This is a genomic window from Leptospiraceae bacterium, from assembly GCA_024233835.1.
Classification (GTDB): Bacteria; Spirochaetota; Leptospiria; order Leptospirales; family Leptospiraceae; genus JACKPC01.
The window spans coordinates 128,449-148,333 of record JACKPC010000004.1; the positions used below are offsets into that span (position 1 = coordinate 128,449).

Below are 19,885 nucleotides of genomic sequence, written 5' to 3' on the forward strand. Positions count from 1 at the left end.
TTATGATTTTACTCTTTATTCCGACACCGGATTTTCTGTTAGAGCGTATCTCACCGCTTTTCGCCAGCCTCTACTCCTATCCTTGACAGCCTGTCCACTTGCGGCATTGGTCATAGTAAAAAGCCACCAGCGTTCTTCCGGTTGCAAGCCCTGCCAATTTCTAATAGCAATAGGGATTAAATCCAACTCTACTTCTTCTATCGCCCAGCAGAGTAAAATCACTTCTTTACCAAGGAGTCTTGGAAGAGCATTAATACCGGCTTTAAATCTTGATTTTTTTAATCCTGCTCGCTTTAAGCTCTGGTTCAATGTGAAACAAACTGGTTCTTCAATTTCCTTCCATTTGTCATAGGGAAGCACTACTTTCATTTTTGGATCTTCCGGTTTTAAGGTGTATTCCAATTTTCTTCTTTCTTCATTCTCAAATACTTCAAAATGTTCGCTAATATACACAAAAGGACCACGACGATTCCCTAAATTGATAGCAAAATGGTGTGTTATTTCTTCTATCCTGGCACCAAATTTTAAAAAGGATAATGCTGATGCTTCTTGTTTCATTGTTGGATTTCCTCTGCTTTGTATTCTGCCTTTTCGCTATTCACCCAGTCCAGAAAAGATTGTCCATCTTTAAACTTCATATGAAATACATCGAGCGAAACCTTACTAAATCCTCCATTCAGCGATTCTCTAAGGGCATTCACTACCTTTTCCAGCTTTTCTCCGGATATAAAACTTCTTTTACCATAATTTATATCAATCCAATCATCAGAATTTTCTGTACTAATATAAATTTCCACTCTGGAAACTAAAATACTCTCTTTTTTTAGCTTATCGATATAAGCAAAAACTTCAGATGTTTCAGTAAAAGAATATTTCTTATCCCATAGTAGTTCTTTTGTTTTATCAATTTCAAACTCATCCTGATTGGTAGCCGGATCTAAGCGAACAGATAGGTTATTTGATAAAATTCCATCTTTTTTTGCTATAGCCAGCAAAAGACAACTGGATTCAATTTTGAAAGGTTCAGAATATGTTGTGCCTAATTCAAGTGGATTCGAACCATCTAAAGTATAAGTAATTTCTGAAGATGATGGTATTGATTCTAATTCTACTGATAATAAACCACCGGTTTGAATTTTTTTATACTTCAACTTCAATTCGTTTTGCCAGTGTTCTACCTTTCCCTGGGGATGTTTGCCATAAGAGTCAATACATAAGAAATACACATTCATTTCTGATGTAGGAAATGCAGTGAAGTCTATTATTTGACTGGATGAGCTTGTTGGTTCTTTATTGTATTCATAATAAACTTTATCACCATTTTCAGGTTTTAGTTTCAAGGTACATGCACCTGTTTTTTCATCTCTTCTTACTTGTTCAACAATAACTCGAGTTTCTGGTGGAGGAAACGGTCCTTTATCTAAGTATTTCCCCTGCAATCTCCATTTGTCCTGGCGAAGCATTTTATCTTTAAGCTTGTCAAGAGTATCATCCTTATGCCATTGCCAGCCTGTTTGTGTGGCTGCCCGATTTTTTATTTCCTTCCATTCCATTTGCTGATGGGTAAAAAGTCTTGTCTCACATTTTTTTCTAAATGTATCACTATCAATATCATTGGTAAATTTTTGCTTTTCTAAAAGAACAGAACGGATTTGCTCCTCGCCATTATACTGGTTTTCAGAAAATTGCATGGTAATGTCCGCATTACGTAAACCGGTTGAAAAAGGGAAAATCAACAAGGTAAAGGTTTCTCTTGTTGCACTATAGAAATTAGCATAAAACTTGTCTTTTAATTCGAAAGCATCTTTATATTGGGGATCTGTTTTAGGAATGCTTTCTCTATCCATATCATCAATCACTTCATGAATTGCTTTGACTCTTGCTGCTTGTTTTAATAAAGAATCCATTCCGGATTTTTCACCTGTAAGGAATAACACTCTATTTTTAAATAACTGATTTTCATAAAACTCATTAATGTCAGGATGATTTCCACCTTCCGGTTTGGGTTCACAAATAAGTAATGATACTTTTTCAGAGTTTAGTTGAATACTGGTTAAATCTTTTAATTCATGAATTTCTTGATAAACATCACCAACTTCTGGATTGAATAGTTTTTTTAACATTTTCCGTAGTTCTTTTCGGTTTGTTTCCGGATTATAGCTCTGTATTCTTGTATTGATACCTGCCAGAATGTTCTGAGTATCTTTGAATAAAAACCTTCCTTCCCTGTCTAAATGTAAATACCAGCAATTCGTTCTTAGTGCCGAAAGAACTGAGTTTTTTATAAATGTGATGTCTCTTTCAGGTTCACATAGATAAAGCAAAACTTCATATTCATGTAATCCACGAACAGCATTTGGAATATTTGCAAGTGAAGAAATAAATATGATTGTTGCAGTATCTTTATGATCTTTTCTATCCTTACCGGAGTCCAATTCTTCTGCTTGAGAATTTCCTTTTGCTGCAATATCTTTACTAATCGCATTATTCAAAGATTCATTAATGTTAACTACCTGATTATATATAACATCATCATTGAGATCAAAATGTTGAGGAGAAAGTAAATATATTTTTTCATTTTTTCTTTTTTCGCTAAAAATAGAAGCAACAACAGAACGTAATAATTTTATTAATCCTCTTGTCTGGTTAAAGCCTGAGTTTTCTTTAAACCTTGCATATAGATCCTTAACAGATGGATGAAATGGATAAGACTGTTCCACATGAGCAGAGAATTCATGGTATGGTCTGGTAAGATACTCCATCTGATATGCTTTTTGAATTTCCTTCCCATAAGCATTCGCAATTTCTTTTATTTCTGCAATGTCTGGAATTGTTTGAAAAAGTTTTTTTCGTAGAATATGATAGATTTCATCTGTGTTGAGTTTTACAGGTTCTAAATTTAATGCCGTTCTACCAACTTCTTTGGAAATATTTGCAATTGCAGAATTGAGCTTTTCAGAACCACCCTCATAAGATGCTTTTAAATCGGAAATTACAATCAATACATTGGATAACTCGGACTTAGTAACTGCTACCAGAAGGTTTGCAATAGCAGCAGTTGTTACTACTCCTAAATCAGAGTTTCCAATTACTTTCGATGCTGCTGTTTCAAAATAGGGGGGTAACTCATCGAGTAATATTAGAAGTGGTTTTTCATCCTGTAAGAGCTTTGTCCAGGTTGCTTCTCCGGGAGCCTGTAAGGGAGAATAATAGTCATTAAGCTCTTCAAATTTCCCTAATTGTCTGGCAATTTCACCCCAGATTCCATATTTAGCATCGGTTTCCCTACCGGAAAATGCTACAACACGAACATCATCTTTATATTCTATAGTTTTGCTATTAACTGTTATATTCTTTCTTAATTCCGGATTTTTAGCAAGTAGACCCAGAGCAATCATATTATGCGTCTTACCACCACCCATGGCCTGAGTTAGTTTAATTAAGCCAACATCACTCTTTTTTTGAAACCTTTCTATAGCATTTTGTAATAATATTTCCATGCCACTTGTTATATAATTCTCTTCAAAAAAGGTTTTTGTATCAATTTTGTTCTCAATTAAATCTCTTAGATTTAGAACATCTTCACGATTACTAGAATGAAAAACTGTTTTTCTTGGGGTGCATAGGTGTTGGATTGTATTCATATATTGATTTTCCAGTATTTTAGTCTGATTAATACTTTTCTTTATATTTTATTTGTATGAGAAAGAGCTCTAAAAAACAAGTATTAAATGCAAGAAAATTTTTCTAAATTTCTTAAAATATGTAATTATGATCAAAAACTATACCTTTTCTTGAAAACTTCCCTATATAATTTACAAATTGCCTTTTAATCCTACCTTCCCCGCAGGTGCTCAATACCAAGCCTTCCGGAAGTAAATATCCTCATACAATTCAAAAAATCACACCCGCATAGGCAATGTATTTTCTATTTATGAAGTTTTCCTTCAGTGCTTCTTTGTCCATAATAGAAAAATTCACCGATTGGTGTGTGGTATCGATGAGCTTGATATGCTGTCTGTCTATGGCCATACAGGAGATAGAATGCGGACCCCGTTTCGTTTTCAAATCCCTGTATTTCCGCAGATGAATCACACGACCTTTGTATTGATTGGCAAAATCAATTAGCTTTTCTCCTGGCTGTGAGATTTCATCGTAGGAATAGTTTTCGCCCAGGAAAAAATCAAAGAAGGGCTTTGTATTTACCGAGGTAGTTGTGTATTGATTATCGATAAATAACGTGAGTTTGTTTTTAATTACGGTTCTGTAAAGCTCCGGAATCGAAAGAACCTCCTTTCCCTTCAAAGCATAGTGATTATTAAGAAGGAAAAACAGGGTTAGCAGCTTGCAGGCTGTATCAGCAATATAATTATTTTGCGAATACGTATATACCTTTAAATCAAAAGCTTTATCTTTGGAAGTTAATGTTCCTGTCTTAATTTCCTCTCCAACTTTCCAGCAAATAGAATGAAAGTCAAAGCGGGTATCATGCAAATTTGGTCTTTTGGTCTTTGCCAGATTTTGAAACGCTTCAGTGGAAGCAAGGTAGCAAAGACCATTGGCGGATGTATACATATCCGGATTCTTTGAACTCAAATCAAAAACCGGTAATGTGAGAGAGGGTTCCGTCTCCCCCTTTGGTTTGGATGAGAAGAAGTCTATGAGTTCCTGTAAAGTGGTTTCGTTCGATAGTTGCAACATTATAAAATCCTTTATTAATTTACTGGTTTTGCATTATCACAGGCTGTAATATCTTCCATTTCTGATTTTGATACTACTTCTACAGGGTGTTTCTTCGTCCCGGGTAGATTATCAGAAATGAGATCAATTATATTCTTACTATGCTGTATTGCCTTTCTGTAATTCTTCTCCGAGTAGGCTTTTTTAGCCTCCTCATAATCATGTAAAAATAGTTCAAGACTTATGAATACTTTCTGAATGTCTTCTTGGTTCAGTGCCATTGATTGCCTCTTTCCATGAATTAAAATTATTCACTATATCATCCAGAGTGGAATTGATTTTTGCAAACTCTTCGGTCTTTGCAAAGCTTTTCCCTATATAAGAATTGAGAAACATTTTATGCTGGGATATAAAGATGTTCGCAAAGTTTTCAGAGTTCTGAAGAAGGAAACAGGAATTGGGTATCAATTCATCGTTCACTTTTTTAATAAATTCTCTGAACTGGCTTTTTAATAATGTATTTTCTCTCTTTAAATTTTCTAACTCTTCTTTTATTTCAGTAAGTTCTTCCATCCTGTTATCCTATCTTTAGATTATTTGCATGTTTTTGAATTTCTTCAAACTCTTCATTGGGTAAAGTTTTAGATTCTCCTTTGAAAGCAAAGCTTCGAGCAATGCTTATACCTGCATCGAGAATATCCGGCATTTTTTCAGAAACCGTTTTCTTAAAAGAGTAATCAAACTCGCTATCCACTTTCCCTGCCTTGAATTTCTTTTTAATATCTTCAAGCTCTATCTGGTATTTCAAATTACGATTTTCATCTTTTAAATCTTCGATTTCTTCCTGCTTCTTTTCCAATTCAAGTTTTAGATTCTTGGTGGAAATATCGGTCTTTTCTGAAAGCACAAGTTTCATGTTCAATTCCTGAATCTTATCTCGAAGTTCTTCTCGTTTCTCTTCTGAATACTTAGAACTTTCTTTCAGTTCTTTTTTTAATTCTTCATTTTCTCTTTCCAGTTTTTCAATATTTTTCAGTAAGGTTTCTCTGTCTCTTTCACTGAATAAGTTTTCCCTGCTTTCCTGTCTGGGGTTTAAGGATTGAAAGAGTTGCATCTGTTCTTTCTGTGCAGAAAGAGATTGTTCCAGAAGCTTATTAATATCTACAGAAAAAGAATAAGCCTCTGAGCTTTTCGGACTTTCGTTTCGTATTGTTGGAACTTCTTCAAACTCTTCTTCCGGTTCTTCATCCTCTTCCGCTTCATTATCGCTGTATTGATAAAAGTGGCCATCCCTAATGTTTTCCTGAATCTTATCTACAGAGCCATCTTCATTCACAACGGTAGCAATACCTATGAGTTCATATTTAATGTCTGTATACTCTGCTTCCGGAAAATCAGATATGAGTTTTTTAAAATTCATATCTTCGAGGTCTTCTTCACGATAGGTAATCCTTCGAAGATTGGAAGATACGATCAAGCGGATGCTTTCTTCTTTTTCCAGATCCTCATTTTTAGATTTCCTTCTGGATATATTAGACATTATACCTGCAAAAGTATTGCCTGCTTCACTTCTCTTACTTGCTTCTACTCCCATATTATCTCCTTCAAAAAATTATAATCGCAAAATATACGCAAACTCACATGTAAATTTACACAGGATTTGCAGCCAGTTTGCAAAGATTTTACTCCAATTTTACGTTGTAAAGTCCGGTGAAAGGATAAAATAAGAGAAAAGAAACATACGAAATTTATACTTTTCAACCGGAATCAACAAACACCAACGTAGTATTTTACGTTTTTAAATCATTACAGTACCCTTATTTTACGTTTTCAACAGGTACTGAAAACTTCACTTTCATTTTTCAACATACATCGACATAGAGTTTTACATTTTTCGACAATCAATCTTCCATATATTTTTCATTCATCTGCTTTTTTACTTGCTTTACTAACTTTGAAGACAGCCTGGGTGGGCATTCCAAGTTCTATCAATCTTTCAATTACAGAGCGTAAATGTTTACTCTCGAAATAGGTATAAAAGTTTGTATTCGTATTCGGAGACACAAAACCATCAGAGTTGGAAAGACTATTTAAAACTTCATCCTGGTAAAAACGGGAAAACTTATTGGCTCTCGGAATAGTCACGAATATAGTATCATCATTGGTTTTTGTAAAATAAATACTTCCGAGAGTTAAAGGCTTATTCTTATCCAGAATAAAACTTATAATATCATCCACACTGAAGTTTATGAGTTCAAAATCAAAACTTTGAGGTACAAGGATTCCCTGCTCGGCTCTTCCATCATCAAGAGTAAAGGTAATATATTTTCCTACCTCAAACTCTCCAATCGCTTTGAGTAGATTCCCGGTTAGAACTTTTCGGTTATTGCCCTTATCCATATATTCAAAAAACTTATCTTCAAAGTCCGGATAATCGTATTGATTCATTTTTTGCAGGGTTTCCTGACCGGCAATTAACCTGAGATAGTTATTCGTGTTTAGAGTTGCGGTTCCTACAAAATGGAAAGCAAGAGCCGACGGATTGGCCGGAAATTGTTTTTCTTTGGGTGAATAGTCTATATGCAAACATCGTAAATATTCAATCTGGTTTGTATCCTTATCAATTAGAATATAGTTAAAACCCGGTCGGAACCTGTTCAGAACATCTCTGTAGATTTCAAAATTAATTTTATGTCTTTCGCTTTCCTTAATTTCCTGATTATTACTGTAGTATTTTTGAATATTACTCTGCACCCTATTCAATAATTTGTCTTTATCAAATGCGACATCAGTTCGCAATTCCTCCTGGTACTTCTTTTTGTCATAAGGGATGGTATAGACTCCCATAAAGACGGGATGATTCAGAACATTCGGGTCATCGGCATCACCTTCAATGATTGTTTTTGAATCAATAAGTCTTGCATTCCAGTTTAAGGTTTTATTATCCAGAGATTTGCCGGAAGCTTCAAACTCGGCAAGCAAGAGCTGGTATCTGTCTTCTAAATCAGAGTAAATTTCTTCCTGCTGTTTTACAGTAAGTATGGGAAGCCTGCCGGTAAATTTCAAAAATTGATTTGTTAGAACTTCTTTCTCGGTTCCGAGCTTCAGAGGATTTCCAAGAAGATTGTTAAGATGAGTATTTTCTACATCATCAGCAAAATCTTTAGTAGCCTTATCTCCTATTTTATTGGCCATGTCGGTAACTCCAAGTAAAGCCTGATCTTCCTTGTCTATATCTCCCTTCGTATTGGCATTTAAAGAAGAGAGTTTCTTTCTAAGCATTACAGCAAACCGTTTTGCTGTAGGAATGGGAAGATTCAGCATAATATATTCCGGAAGCTTTACCTGGCCGGTCCGGTGAATACGTCCCATCATTTGCACATAAACATTGATGTCCCAGTGAGGTTGAGCCATAAGCATAACTCTCTGCTTTTTATTTGCAAAAGTTTCGGAAGCATGAAGAGAAATGCCCGTCGCTCCGGAGACATTGATGATAAGAACATCCAGATCTTCATTGTTAAATTGCTTTGTGATTTTTTCGGTTCTCTCTCGTTTACGTTTTACATAGTATCCTTTATCGTTAATGTGCATTTGACGGCCTGTAATTTCATCCGCCTCTATTCCCGATCTGATAAGCTCATTCTTTACTGTATCAATTACAGAAAGCTTATCATCTAATTCTGTGGTTTTTATATCTTTTAAAATCTCATGGTAGAAATCATAGGCAGATACGGCTTTTGTAAACTTTCTAACAAATCGAAAAACATCTTCTTTTAAGTGACTTGGAAGAATGAAAGCTCTGAGTTCATCTTCTGTTATTCGCTTCTTCTCAATTCCTTTGCGAGTTTTCACATTATAATCGGGAAGCTTCTTCCATGTTTTGATAAACACGAGATTAAAAGAATCATCTGCTTTGTCATTATGAGCATACAGATCACTGAAGAAGGAATCGTTTGTAGACATCAAACCTATTACGACTTTCTTATTTTCTTTTTTTACCAGCTCTTTCGTTTTTTTAATGATAGATTTCGTTTTTAATACGAGATCAATCTGGCTTACCATATTGGTAATTCTTGAGGAGAAAGGGTTGGATGTTGCCCTTGCCATTTGCGTGTCTCCACCCGAACTTACAGTTCCCGTATCATCCTCTTTCATGCCTTCATTGATTCCCCCAATGATTCTTTGCTTAACAAAAATATCAAAGAGTAAAATCTTTTGCAGGATTTTAGAAATCTTAGTCCACTCGCTATTTACTCTTTCTTCTTCCCCCGCTAAAATCTGGTTAGTAAAAAGAGTATCAATCTTTACACCTTCAAAGGAAGTTTCTCTTCGTAAAAGCTGTCCTTCCTGCACCAGCACATTAGAAAGAATAGATTGTCCGATAGTTCCTGTTTTCTTTAAAATGTTTACAAGCTCCTTTGTAGAAAAAAGGTTCATTACAGTTTTCGGATGATACAAAAGCATATTGTCCGGACGCTTTGCCCAGGTAGCGGAAAGGAAAACGCAGTTTAAGGAATCTTCTATTAATTCCCGGAAGAAGAAAAAAGAGTTACTCATGTTTCCCGCAGCATTATGAGCTTCATCTAAGATTAAAATTGCATCTTTAGCTAAATCTAATAAGAGTCTTTTTTGCCAGTAATGCTTGTCACCGGGTTTATAAGGTTTTTGTATATGTGAATTAAATTCAGGGAATTCACGCTGAAATTTTTTTGTATTGAATATATCAATTTCTTTTTCTTGATCATTATTTGTATTCAGGTTGGCTTCTTTGATGGCACTGTAAATTTCCATAAACCGTCTTCCACCGAAGCCTCTGTTCACCTGTGAGTAAGTGCAGAATAAGACCGGCTCTTTACTGTAATGGGATGTCTTTGAATTATTTGCAAAGTTTACATTGTTATACTGGATTCCTTTTTTATTGATTTCAAATATTTTGAGCTTTTGACTGGATAGAAAGCCAATGCCTTCTAAGTCACGAACCATATCTGAAAAAAGAGTATTCTTTTCAGTAAAGAACATTACCTTTTTATTATTTAATAAAGCATAGCGTATGATGGAAGCTGCAATCCTTCCTTTTCCTACTCCAGTTTGATCCGCTATAATTACCGAGTTTCTCAAAAATATTCTCCTCTAAGCTGCATTTATGTTTCTGATTTTTTCTGAATAACCGCAGTGATTATAAATAAATAAGGCTATTGCATCCTGCTGAACTTCTGTTAGGGCTTTGCGTAACTCTTTTGCATTTTTATAACTCAATTCTTTAACCAGAAATTCAGAGACTGTAGTATCAATAGCCGTTCTAAGTTTTGTATGGATTTCTGTGGTTGAATTAAGATAAGCCGATGGAATGAGTTTATCGCTTCTTATTCCATCAGCAGAAATATAGGGAAGCTGCTTTTCTTTTAAGGAAACAGGCTCTCTATTATATCCGATAGGAGTAGATCGTTCTCTCTGTGTCTTTTCAGAAGTGCCTGCATTTCCAGAAGGTTCAGTTTCTTTCCATGATGGATGAGAGTCATCGCTGCCGATGTTGGTTCCTCCGAGTCCAGACTCACCGGAATCCCCAGATCCTCCATCGTCCTGTCCATCACCTCGTCGAACTGATCCAGTCCCGTCTCCATCTCGTACTGGTATCTCTCTATCAGGTTCTCTATCATCGTCTGAAACTTCATCTCTATCGTCTGTTGTATCTGGTTCATGGTATCCTCTTTTGTAATGTGGGTTTCTATCATCGTCTATATCACGTATGGGAATCTCAGTATAATGAAAATCTAATTCAAGAAAATTGAATTTTCCGAGTGCCGGATCATCGAACAAAGAAAATAATTGTTCGGGTGTATAATAGCCATGTTCAAATTCTCCATCCTCCGGAATGGAACCATAGAGCATTAACTCTTTATGCTTCTTGTCATAATCAATGAGATATAATTCAACGGCAGGTCTTGCAAAGAAGCGAAGAAAAGCAGGTCTATTTGATAGTTCTTTGTAATTATTATCTCTCTGACTTTTATTGTATTTTGGAATTCTTTCATCCAGTATATAAGAAAACTCTTTTACTTTATCAACAAAGAATGCAAAGTCTTCTGATTTCTCTTTCTGTAATTGTTTTATAAAATCTTTTTGTTCCGGAGGTATAATATTCCATCCTGAGAAAGAAGAGAGTTTTATTTTATATATATTTTCTTCTTCGGAAAGTTCAGTTGAACTTTCCTTTTCAGATTGTAACTCTTCCTCATCTTCTGAAAGTTCAGTTGAACTTTCAGGAATATCGCCATCTAAGGTTTTATACGGGTAGTGTGCAATTCTCCCTCGTAAAGTGGCAAAAGCTGCCAGCACATCTTCCCAGTTTTTACAGCGAAGAATAGTCCCGTCTCCAATTCTTAAATCAGCAATCGAGGAAGCATGTTTAAAAGGTTTCTTATATCGAAAGCCTTTGAAATCATTTCGTTTGAATGCAAGGATTACATGAATAGGATAATTGGCTCCCTGTTTATTATAGATTTTCCCATCGATTTCTATATTAGCTAATACAGAACAATTTGTATAAAGCCAGTCATAGAAAGTTTTATGTTCGTATTTTAGTTTTGTTCCGGAGATACTATCTTTTTCTAAAACCCAGTTTCCGTGAATCATCACAAGAAAAGAACCATCGGCCATATTGTTCGTAATGTTGTGATAGGCAATCGCCTGTTCTATTTTTGGAAGAACTTTTTTATCTATCTTTACCTTATCTTTATATCTTCCAAAGGGAGGATTCGAAACATATACAGCCTGTCTTTCATCAACTAAAAGCTTGAGTGCATCTTCATTGGTAACGGTTTGAATCCAGGGAGAATTTTTCAGATGTGTAGTTCTATACCCTGTATCAATTTCATTCGCCCAGACTTTTACATTTTTCTCGGTTCCGGAAACAAGCATTCCATTTCCCGCACTAGGCTCTAATAGTTTAAAACCACTTTCTGTATCTAAAACATCATGTATGAGACAGTTGATTAGAAAAGCAAGGGGTAAGGGGGTTGAATACTGCTGTAGTTTTGTAGACTCTGCGGTTCTTGCTGTAAGTGGGGGCTGATTTTCATAAGCCTTTAAAGCTTTGTTTCTGAAGAGTTCTAAGATTGAGCTTTCACCTTTATTATAATACTCAAAAGTTATATCACGCAAATAGTTTACAAGAGCATACTCAAATACTTCCTGAATGTATTTAATATTGATAGGACTATTTTTACTAAAATAGCTTTTAGAGATTTCTATAATCTGTTTGTTCTTCAGTTTTATGTTTTCAGATACACTTTTTTCTATCAGGTCTATGAAATCTTTAAGAAGCCACGCAGGAAACCTTGTTTCATTGTTATTATCAAGACTCTCATCAACAATAGGAGGGGACTTAATTTTTTCTCTCTCAGGTTTAGGTTTTCGATGAGTGCTTCTTTCTGGTTTCTTCCTATCAGTTTTTTTAGGTTTTTTATCTTTAACTGTTGTTGCTACAGGTTTTTTTACGTTTGGTTCATCTTCATACTTATAAATTGTAAAACCATTGTTCAGCCTATCGTTATTTTTAAAAACATCTGTAGAATATCTGAAATCGAAAAAAGCCATATGTTTAACCTTCTTATTTGTTCCTGCTTCTTTTTGTCTGCTGTGTTTTGTTATAGTCTTTTATCCAGGTTCTAAATTTGGTTGAAGACTCAAAGCTGTAACTGATTCCAGCATGTTTGAACATCAGGACATAGTTTAGATCCTTGCAATGAATCTGGCTTTTAGAAATAACAGGATGTTCCTGAAACTCATCGATAATGGAATTAATCTGTGGTTCTGTCATCTAAGTAAGCTCCTGAATAAGATATTTATCCCGGTTGGAAACTTTTATTGTATCCAGAGAATACAGAGCAATTCCCACACACGGGCTATTTTCCAATCCACATACCTTATATTTTCTCTTTGCCGTTTTCCTTTTCTTGTTTTTTCTGCTTCGTTTTTTTCCCTGTGTTCTTTTTTTCATTGCAATAAAATCCTTAAATAGTAAATATTTTATTTATGCCTGTTTCAGAAGAATCAAAGACCTATCATAATAATTACCTGAGAGTTCAATGCTATATCACCGACAGAGAAAGTGCGGAGATATGGAGAGCCATAGAGAAACAACTTACAGAAAAGAATATTGAAGTATTCGGGAAATCCGAAAAAATCACATCTTTGAAAGTCATTACATTTCTTTTGAATCATTATAGCTTAAACTCCTCTTCCGGTAAGACTGTTTAATTCCGAGTTCCATCTAGTATAGTAAGCTCTTGCCTTATCTATATAGTTACCACTCTTCACGTTACCGGCTCCCACATTGTAAGCCATTACTCCTTTCTTAATATCACCACCGAAGAAATCATAGTTTTCTTTTAAGAGTCTGCCCCCGAACTTAATCGAGACTTCCGGAATCCAGAGATCATCGGGCTTATGTATAGAGTTAAAATATTTAGAATTCAGATAGCTGAATGTGTTTTCTGTGATTCCAAGAATCCCTCTCTTTCTTCCGGTACCTAAAATTTTATTCACGACAAAAGAAGAACGGCCATAATCGGACTCCACACCGATTAAAGCTTTTAACCAGAGCCAGTTTGAAAGACCGAAGCTTGCCGAGACCAGTTTTATAGTTTTATCCCACTTATCTTTATATGAAGGATCGGGTCTAATTACATCATCCGGTTCCTCAACCGGCTTTGCATTCAGGAGACCAAAACCGAGAGCGATTAATATAAAGGCAGGTACCAGCGATTTCTTCTTTTTTCTTTTAGCCATGTCATTCTCCTTTTACCTTCTTTAGGGCTTCTGTCTTCTTACGAACTGTTTTTGCATCTTTATAAATCGTGTAGGAAACATATAAACCGAGTCCGATAGCAGACCACATTACAAGATTCATCGAGTTACCAAGAATCTTTTCTATCTTATCGAGTGTAGATTTTGAATTACTGCTAACTTCTATGCCTTCTTCTGAAGGAGAAAGAATCGCATCATAAGTTTTTAAATTCATTCCAGCAAATGCTCTGGGATTATTTAATATAAAAAGATTATCAAACTTCTTTGTATTCGGATCTTGAGATATTACTTTCTGGTTAATCTTTGGAATCCCTTCTGAACAGTAAGGAGATCTTCCTGTTAAAAAGGAGAGCCTTCTTTTTGCTTCGTTATGAACAAAGCGATGATAGGCATAGAGTTTATCCGGGATTTTAATTTTTATATCTGCGGGAACAAGGCTATAATCCAGAAAGTGTCGTATTAGTACATTTGAATCCTCTGATTTGAGCATGTATCCGGCAGGGCATACATCTCCCTGCAAGAATGAAGTTTTAAGCCTTATTCTTTGCATAATAATATATCCCCCCTACGAGTAAAATAAACGGGATAAATCCGGACCCGGCTTTTCTGATTATGATCCTGTATGTGTCTGTAACTCCGATGTGCAAGTGTGTCGTGTGTTCATTTTCTAATTTCACATCGCTTCTTTGCAGGTTTACTCTGTTTGTGACTCCTTTTTTATATAGCCATGAAGGCGAATAAACTGCCGAGTCATACCCTTTCATTTTTTCTATAAGCTTCTTAGTAAAATCTTTCTCCCTTGTTTTATTGTATAAAGAATCTCTTATGTGAAAATCTATCACGTTTCCATTTTTTAAGATGACTCTATCTATATCGATAGCCTTTCCTGCCTGATGATTACTATTCGCATTCGTTGTTCTATACAAACTATTCACATGAACCGTTTTGACATTCAAAGAAGATAAAGCATTATCCAGAATACGCTTGAATCCTTTATCCCAGTTCCAGTTTATCGACCAGGAGACTCCGGGAGTTTTGATGTATTCCGGCGACATCGTTTTACACGACTCCTGCATAAATCACTTTATAGCGATTGATATATTCCCATGTAGCAAAATCCCAATTGCCAGCTTTCGCTTTTTCAGAATCACCATTTTTATAGTAAGCGAGAAACTTGTTTAAGTCTTTACCTACATAGTTATAATAGAAAGATAAAAGCTTTGCAGCAAAGCGAACATTCTTTTCCGGCTCCCACATTTCCGAGAAGTCATTCACTTCTGAGCCGAGTTTATCCCGAACCCAGTTGAACTCTACTTCTTTAAGAGGGATAAGTCCGAGTCGACGTGGTGGAAGTGGAATTTTATTTTTGTAATGGGAAGCCATTCCAAAGTTAGTTTCCTGACCGGCTAAAGCTTTTAAAATTTTCCAATCTATCCCGTATAACTTTCCATAATCCTGATACAAGCCATCGTATCTATCTCGTTCTTCGGTAGAACCAGGGATGGGTAAGGGCTTTGGCTCTTCCCTTTTTTTAGTATCTTCTTTACCATCATCGGGTTTTGGAGGAATGATTAAGTCATTCGGATCAAAGTCTTCCTTGCCCGGATCTTTTTTGGTATTGTCAGAAGAAAAATATAAATAGCCCGCAAATAATAATACCAGTGCAGTTCCTATAATTTTTCTGTTTGTCTTTTTCTTCATTTTCTTAAATCCTCATTCGGGTTAAACTCTAAAGGTTCAACTGAACTTTTAGAGTTTCTGGATTCGATACCGAGTTTCTTTTCTATGTAGGGAACAATGAGATAGAGTAATTCGGTGGCGATTTTCAAAAGCTTTCCGGCATAGATAGAGATGAGCATAATAGCAAAAGCGGAAAAGATTGTAAGATGATAGCCGGGAATTTCATCAATAGGCGAATTTACAATGTTTAACTTTATGTATTTCACATCTTTCGTAAATGCCTCTTTAAAAATCACCGGTATTGTAATAATCGAGCATACAAATATTGTATAAAAACTAAATGTCTTTTCCGAATCTGTGAATGTGTTTTTAATAATCTCAAGAAAAGTTTTCATGCTGATTACTCCTAAATTTTAGTATATAAGCTCATTTTTTTAAACGTAATATTTTTCAATCTTCCGTTCATTGTATTCCAATCCAGTATGTGCTTTTTCTTATGCCCGATTATCAGGACTTTCATAAACTTGAAAATTCCCATTATATCATAGTAGGCACAATTATCCGTATAAAAAAGAGTATCATCTATATACGATTCTAATTGCACCCGCATGTATTGCGTTTTTTCCAGATATAATCTGGCTAAATATCGGGAATCGATAAGATTGCATTTTCCATCTCTATCCAGATAACGCATAAGCTTGTAATAGATTTTCCTTCGAGTAACCAGAAACATATTAAGGAATTTCTCAAGCTCATACTTGGATCTCAAATTCCAGGATGTTTTAAAGAAGGAATAAAAATTCCGGTATCTTCTAAATACCTTCAGATCTTCATAATCCCGGATTCCGTATAACTCGAAAAGATAACCCTGAAATAGATTAAAATATTCTAAAGATTCAATAATATGAATCTGTCTGAGTAGTTCGATCTTTGCAACATTACCCATTCCTACATACGCATCATTATCACGAGGTAAGCGTTCTATTTCCTGAAAAACTCCATGATTAAAGACTTTTTGAAAGTTTACAAAAAACTTATACACAGAATAGATCTTGGTCTGCTTCAGTCTGAAATAGGCTTTGATAGATGCAAAAAATATAAACACAATTCCACTCGAACCGGATAATATAGCTATTATGTTCTCAATGAAAATATTGATTAAGTATTTTGTTATTAAATAGCTAAGATCCATGTTAACCTTTAAGGTTGCTGCCTTCTTCCTGACCAGGTTAAGCGGTAAATTTTTCCGTTTGCGGGGGCTTCTGAAAAATCAAGTCTTACCAGATTGTAAGAATTTAGCCAGTCATAGGTAATATCTACCATAACAACTTTATTGCTGTCATTATCAAAAACCTGAAAAATTGGAGCTAAAATCTGAAAACCGAGGTCTATAGTAAAAGATGAATTTACTCCATCACCTGTAACGAGACGCATACCGCAACTCATGGTTGCTCCAATCAGTATTTTCTTAAAACTTGGTGCATCAACTCCTATAGTACCGTTCTTTGGCATGTCTGATCTATAGCAGTCTCCTGTTTGCAAATCCAGTATCTGGCAATCTACCATTTCTTTCCACACGTCTGCATCTGAACTTCTGATTAAACCTATACCGGAAGAATCGATCTCATAAATTCCGTTTTCTGTTGGAATGCTTTGCCCATTTACCAGAATACGATCACCGGGTTCAAGACCTGCACCTGAAGCGGAGAATTTTGAAATGTTGAAATCTGCATTCAGTGCCAGCTTTGTGGGGGCTTTAATTTTTATATTTTCCAGAGCTGCCTGAAATTGCTGAAAGGACACCACATCACCCGAATCCTGTCCATCTGCAATTCCAGTAATACGATTGCCCGACATGTTTATATCGTTTTTAAAATCCATAATATCTATCTTCCTTATTTATTATATTAAAACTATCCCTGTCTGTTTTGATGAAAAATCGACTTTCACATTGTTTTTATCAACATGTTCTACATCCGTTAGAACTATTTTATTATTTATTAATACTTCTATATGAGGATAATACCCCAGTTTATGATTAATTGTTATTGAAGACATATTCGAAAAAGGGTATTCCGCAGGTTTCGCAGATCCCCCTGAAGGTGGAGTCCCTTCTATATCAGAATAATTATGCTTGTGATTATATAGTGAATATCCCGGAGGTTTGTTTTCAACTAGGACCGGATTTTGTGGATCGGTAGTATCTATTTTTATCCCGGTATTGGGTAGAGCTTTGATACTGGATAGCTTTTCAGCTAATTGATTTTCTAATAAATGAAATTTTTCATTTAGATCATCTACTTCATCGAGAGAAGTAAAGTAATAATATTGATAGGCGAATACTCGTCTTCCATTCAATTCAGAAGTATCTAAATACGGAACAGGGTTTAAAGCCTTATTCAACCTGTCCGATAAATCTGTAATTGCCTGTGTTACTTCCCCAAATGAAGTTTGAACATCACTCGAAATACTTTCACCGAGTTCTAAAGCTGATTTCTCTATTTCCCCCTTTACTTTTGTTCCCGGAGGATTAGTTGTAAAAGAATGTATTACTTCTTCAATAGATGAAAAATGATAATAGGTTTGTCTTAATACAGAATTATATTTTGTCCCGATGTTGTAGCTGTAATGATAATCTGCTTCATTTAATCCAATTCTTTGTTCTTCGTTTATCTCTCCAATAAACCCGTATCCGGGTTCAAGAGAAAGTCCAATATCAGGAGAATGCAGATTTCTTTCATTGTCCTGTTCTACTGTATAGCCAAAAATCTTACTTACTATTCCTGGAATAAACGCTGTGAATGTAAGTTCTCTCGCCATTGGTTCAATGTTATACAGAGTAAGCGAGACTGTTATATACTCCCCAAAAAGGGCATCTATAATCGCTTTATCATATAAGTTAGAGTTATGCTGTATGTTCTCTATTACAGGTAGAAGTCCATCCATATATTTTGTGAACTCTTCTACTGTCATATTTGGAGGAGGGGGAGGAAAGATTAAATCCCAGTATTCAATTAAGAGCGAAGGATCTATGGCCATTATATTCCTCCATACAATTCAAACTGAATGGTTCCTGAGCCGTAAAACTCTGTTTGTAAAAGAGAGGCACAATACGGAATTATGTATAGAAAATCAGAAGCACTATCATTTTTTAGCTCAATATCACCCACTTCTGAGTTTACCTGTGATACCGGGAATTGAAATTTTTTTATAGATGCAATTTTAAAAAAGACACAATCAGAATAAAAGTCCTCAAGAGATTTGATATATACTTCATAGTTAATAAATCGTATGGGAAGCTCTGATTCTATTGCAGGTGCATAAACCAGATCTTCAGGACTTGAAGGAGTAATAAGTTCATAACCGGATGGATTAATTCTTAAATACTGATTAAAAAAGATTTTTTCAACTTCATTTCCGAAAACAAAGGAGAGTTTCGGAACAACATCGGCAGCTTTTTTCTTCCAGATAGTTTCTGTAAACTGTCTGATATTTTTTATCGTGATAATATCATGTTTGGCTATATTGACTTTTTGAACCGAAAAGCCTTCCGAATACAGTTCAGGATCACCGGTAGTTTCACTTACTTTATAACTCTGTGAATAAGAAAAAGGTAAGGATACATACCGACGTTCCATTTATTAATCTCCCAGTAATGGACTTTCCCATTCCACTGACATAAATATTTTACCCGGAGGAAGATTAATCGGGCAGGCAGAGACAAAAAAAGAAATCCCCTGGGACTTTGGAATAATTATATTAGATTTTACTTCAATAATCCGTTCCCTTGATAATCCCATAGGATTTCCTTCAGCCCCTAAAATTAGATTTCCAAGACAGAGATTCAAATCATTACTGCTCTTTGCCCGAATAAACTGAAATTTCAATAATTCAATTCCGGGCACACTCGAATCATATCGTATAGAGATAGTCTTTAGAGAAAGATCACCTTCACTTGTATTGGATAAAACAATAATCTCACCGCTCTGTGTTATGTTCAAAGCGAGATTTGTATCACTCTGTCTCAGATAAACATCCGGCATAGTTTCTAATTATCCTCTTCAAGAATTTCCAGATAGAGTGCCATAAGGAAATCCTGAACTACATTAGAGAGCTGGGGAGAACCATTGGGAAGTTTACCGAGGATTTCTATAGTAGAAGTTTTTTCGGCTTCCATGTTCAAAATCATCGGACGGGTTTCTCCATTCCCAATAACCGCAGCCGGAATCACCGTATCCACAACATTGCCTTTTTGAAAAGCAGGAATGATTTCGGGTAAGGGTCTGTGGATTTCAGAGAGAAGAATGTCCTTACGCTTCCGGTTATCTTTTTGCAGGGTCAATTCAAAGGAGTTGATAATGCGACCGATTTCATAATAAGTATCATACGCATTTGTCCCGGCCTGATAGGGAATCGGTTTTAAATCCGGGGCTGAAATCTCAGCAAACACATTGGAGATTAATCCCGTTGGAGTTGAGATTATCGCTCCTTTATTGTAGTTTGCATAGTCCGAAGCTCCCGGCTTTTCTGCATCCGCAAAAAACTTGAAATCCCTGGAATTGTTTGCCGGATCAAGTTTCATAATGGAACGAACAATTCTTGATCTATATTTTTTTCCTGTTTTCTGTGAAAGGGCAAGTGCAGCCTGTCTTCTCATCATATCGAAAGTTTGCTTATCTCTTCCGCTCATATATATTTCCTCATTTATTAAGATTGC

The 19,885-nt window shown here is 35.5% G+C and carries 22 protein-coding genes; 1 reads left to right on the forward strand and 21 read right to left on the reverse strand.

The window, feature by feature from the left end; genetic code table 11:
* Window positions 1–15: 15 nt before the first annotated feature.
* From H7A25_18430 to H7A25_18475, 10 genes are all read right to left on the reverse strand, one after another.
* A complete protein-coding gene (locus H7A25_18430; protein ID MCP5501884.1) occupies window positions 16–558 on the reverse strand; it encodes a DUF3780 domain-containing protein in 543 nt (180 codons plus the stop codon).
* Window positions 555–3,644, reverse strand: coding sequence for a DUF499 domain-containing protein (locus H7A25_18435; protein MCP5501885.1), 3,090 nt, complete (start codon window positions 3,642–3,644; stop codon window positions 555–557). Before H7A25_18435 ends, H7A25_18430 begins: the two co-directional genes overlap by 4 nt.
* A gap of 250 nt (window positions 3,645–3,894) precedes the next feature.
* Complete coding sequence (locus H7A25_18440) at window positions 3,895–4,701, reverse strand: hypothetical protein (GenBank protein MCP5501886.1); 807 nt, start codon at window positions 4,699–4,701, stop codon at window positions 3,895–3,897.
* Window positions 4,702–4,715: 14 nt separating this feature from the next.
* Window positions 4,716–4,961: a hypothetical protein gene (locus tag H7A25_18445; GenBank protein MCP5501887.1), complete on the reverse strand. Its 246-nt coding sequence runs from the start codon at window positions 4,959–4,961 to the stop codon at window positions 4,716–4,718.
* Window positions 4,915–5,253, reverse strand: a complete 339-nt coding sequence (locus H7A25_18450) for a hypothetical protein (GenBank protein ID MCP5501888.1) — start codon at window positions 5,251–5,253, stop codon at window positions 4,915–4,917. Before H7A25_18450 ends, H7A25_18445 begins: the two co-directional genes overlap by 47 nt.
* Window positions 5,254–5,257: 4 nt before the next feature.
* Complete coding sequence (locus H7A25_18455; protein MCP5501889.1) at window positions 5,258–6,274, reverse strand: hypothetical protein; 1,017 nt, start codon at window positions 6,272–6,274, stop codon at window positions 5,258–5,260.
* Between the two features lie 326 nt (window positions 6,275–6,600).
* Window positions 6,601–9,798: a strawberry notch C-terminal domain-containing protein gene (locus tag H7A25_18460; GenBank protein MCP5501890.1), complete on the reverse strand. Its 3,198-nt coding sequence runs from the start codon at window positions 9,796–9,798 to the stop codon at window positions 6,601–6,603.
* Between the two features lie 12 nt (window positions 9,799–9,810).
* Window positions 9,811–12,276 (reverse strand): hypothetical protein, encoded by a 2,466-nt coding sequence (locus H7A25_18465; protein ID MCP5501891.1) that lies wholly within the window; start codon window positions 12,274–12,276, stop codon window positions 9,811–9,813.
* Window positions 12,277–12,289: 13 nt separating this feature from the next.
* Window positions 12,290–12,499, reverse strand: a complete 210-nt coding sequence (locus H7A25_18470) for a hypothetical protein (GenBank protein ID MCP5501892.1) — start codon at window positions 12,497–12,499, stop codon at window positions 12,290–12,292.
* Window positions 12,500–12,679, reverse strand: a complete 180-nt coding sequence (locus tag H7A25_18475) for a hypothetical protein (GenBank protein MCP5501893.1) — start codon at window positions 12,677–12,679, stop codon at window positions 12,500–12,502. It abuts the gene before it with no gap.
* A gap of 35 nt (window positions 12,680–12,714) precedes the next feature.
* Between H7A25_18475 and H7A25_18480 the strand changes: the two genes are divergently transcribed.
* Window positions 12,715–12,939 carry a hypothetical protein gene (locus H7A25_18480; GenBank protein MCP5501894.1) on the forward strand — a complete coding sequence of 75 codons (225 nt, stop codon included), beginning with the start codon at window positions 12,715–12,717 and terminating at the stop codon, window positions 12,937–12,939.
* Here H7A25_18480 and H7A25_18485 read toward each other — a convergent pair.
* Genes H7A25_18485 through H7A25_18535 form a run of 11 tightly spaced genes read right to left on the reverse strand, consistent with a single transcriptional unit; the run spans window position 12,910 to window position 19,858 of the window.
* Entirely contained in the window at window positions 12,910–13,470 is a 561-nt protein-coding gene (locus H7A25_18485; GenBank protein ID MCP5501895.1) for a lytic transglycosylase domain-containing protein, read from the reverse strand. The two genes, H7A25_18480 and H7A25_18485, sit on opposite strands and share 30 nt — an antisense overlap.
* Window position 13,471: 1 nt before the next feature.
* The gene (locus tag H7A25_18490) at window positions 13,472–14,038 is read right to left on the reverse strand and encodes a hypothetical protein (protein ID MCP5501896.1); all 567 of its coding nucleotides are present in this window, start codon (window positions 14,036–14,038) and stop codon (window positions 13,472–13,474) included.
* Window positions 14,019–14,543 carry a hypothetical protein gene (locus tag H7A25_18495; protein MCP5501897.1) on the reverse strand — a complete coding sequence of 175 codons (525 nt, stop codon included), beginning with the start codon at window positions 14,541–14,543 and terminating at the stop codon, window positions 14,019–14,021. The genes H7A25_18490 and H7A25_18495 overlap by 20 nt, the downstream gene beginning before the upstream one ends.
* Window positions 14,544–14,547: 4 nt before the next feature.
* Complete coding sequence (locus H7A25_18500; protein ID MCP5501898.1) at window positions 14,548–15,189, reverse strand: transglycosylase SLT domain-containing protein; 642 nt, start codon at window positions 15,187–15,189, stop codon at window positions 14,548–14,550.
* Entirely contained in the window at window positions 15,186–15,563 is a 378-nt protein-coding gene (locus tag H7A25_18505) for a hypothetical protein (GenBank protein ID MCP5501899.1), read from the reverse strand. Before H7A25_18505 ends, H7A25_18500 begins: the two co-directional genes overlap by 4 nt.
* 11 nt (window positions 15,564–15,574) lie before the next feature.
* On the reverse strand, window positions 15,575–16,360 hold the full coding sequence (locus H7A25_18510; protein MCP5501900.1) for a hypothetical protein: 786 nt from the start codon (window positions 16,358–16,360) through the stop codon (window positions 15,575–15,577).
* Window positions 16,361–16,368: 8 nt separating this feature from the next.
* Window positions 16,369–17,049, reverse strand: coding sequence for a hypothetical protein (locus H7A25_18515; protein MCP5501901.1), 681 nt, complete (start codon window positions 17,047–17,049; stop codon window positions 16,369–16,371).
* A 21-nt stretch (window positions 17,050–17,070) separates the two neighbouring features.
* Window positions 17,071–18,207 (reverse strand): hypothetical protein, encoded by a 1,137-nt coding sequence (locus tag H7A25_18520; protein MCP5501902.1) that lies wholly within the window; start codon window positions 18,205–18,207, stop codon window positions 17,071–17,073.
* Window positions 18,207–18,806, reverse strand: coding sequence for a hypothetical protein (locus H7A25_18525; protein ID MCP5501903.1), 600 nt, complete (start codon window positions 18,804–18,806; stop codon window positions 18,207–18,209). The genes H7A25_18520 and H7A25_18525 overlap by 1 nt, the downstream gene beginning before the upstream one ends.
* Window positions 18,807–18,809: 3 nt before the next feature.
* Window positions 18,810–19,211 carry a hypothetical protein gene (locus tag H7A25_18530; GenBank protein ID MCP5501904.1) on the reverse strand — a complete coding sequence of 134 codons (402 nt, stop codon included), beginning with the start codon at window positions 19,209–19,211 and terminating at the stop codon, window positions 18,810–18,812.
* 5 nt (window positions 19,212–19,216) lie between these two features.
* A complete protein-coding gene (locus H7A25_18535; GenBank protein ID MCP5501905.1) occupies window positions 19,217–19,858 on the reverse strand; it encodes a hypothetical protein in 642 nt (213 codons plus the stop codon).
* Window positions 19,859–19,885 lie beyond the last annotated feature (27 nt).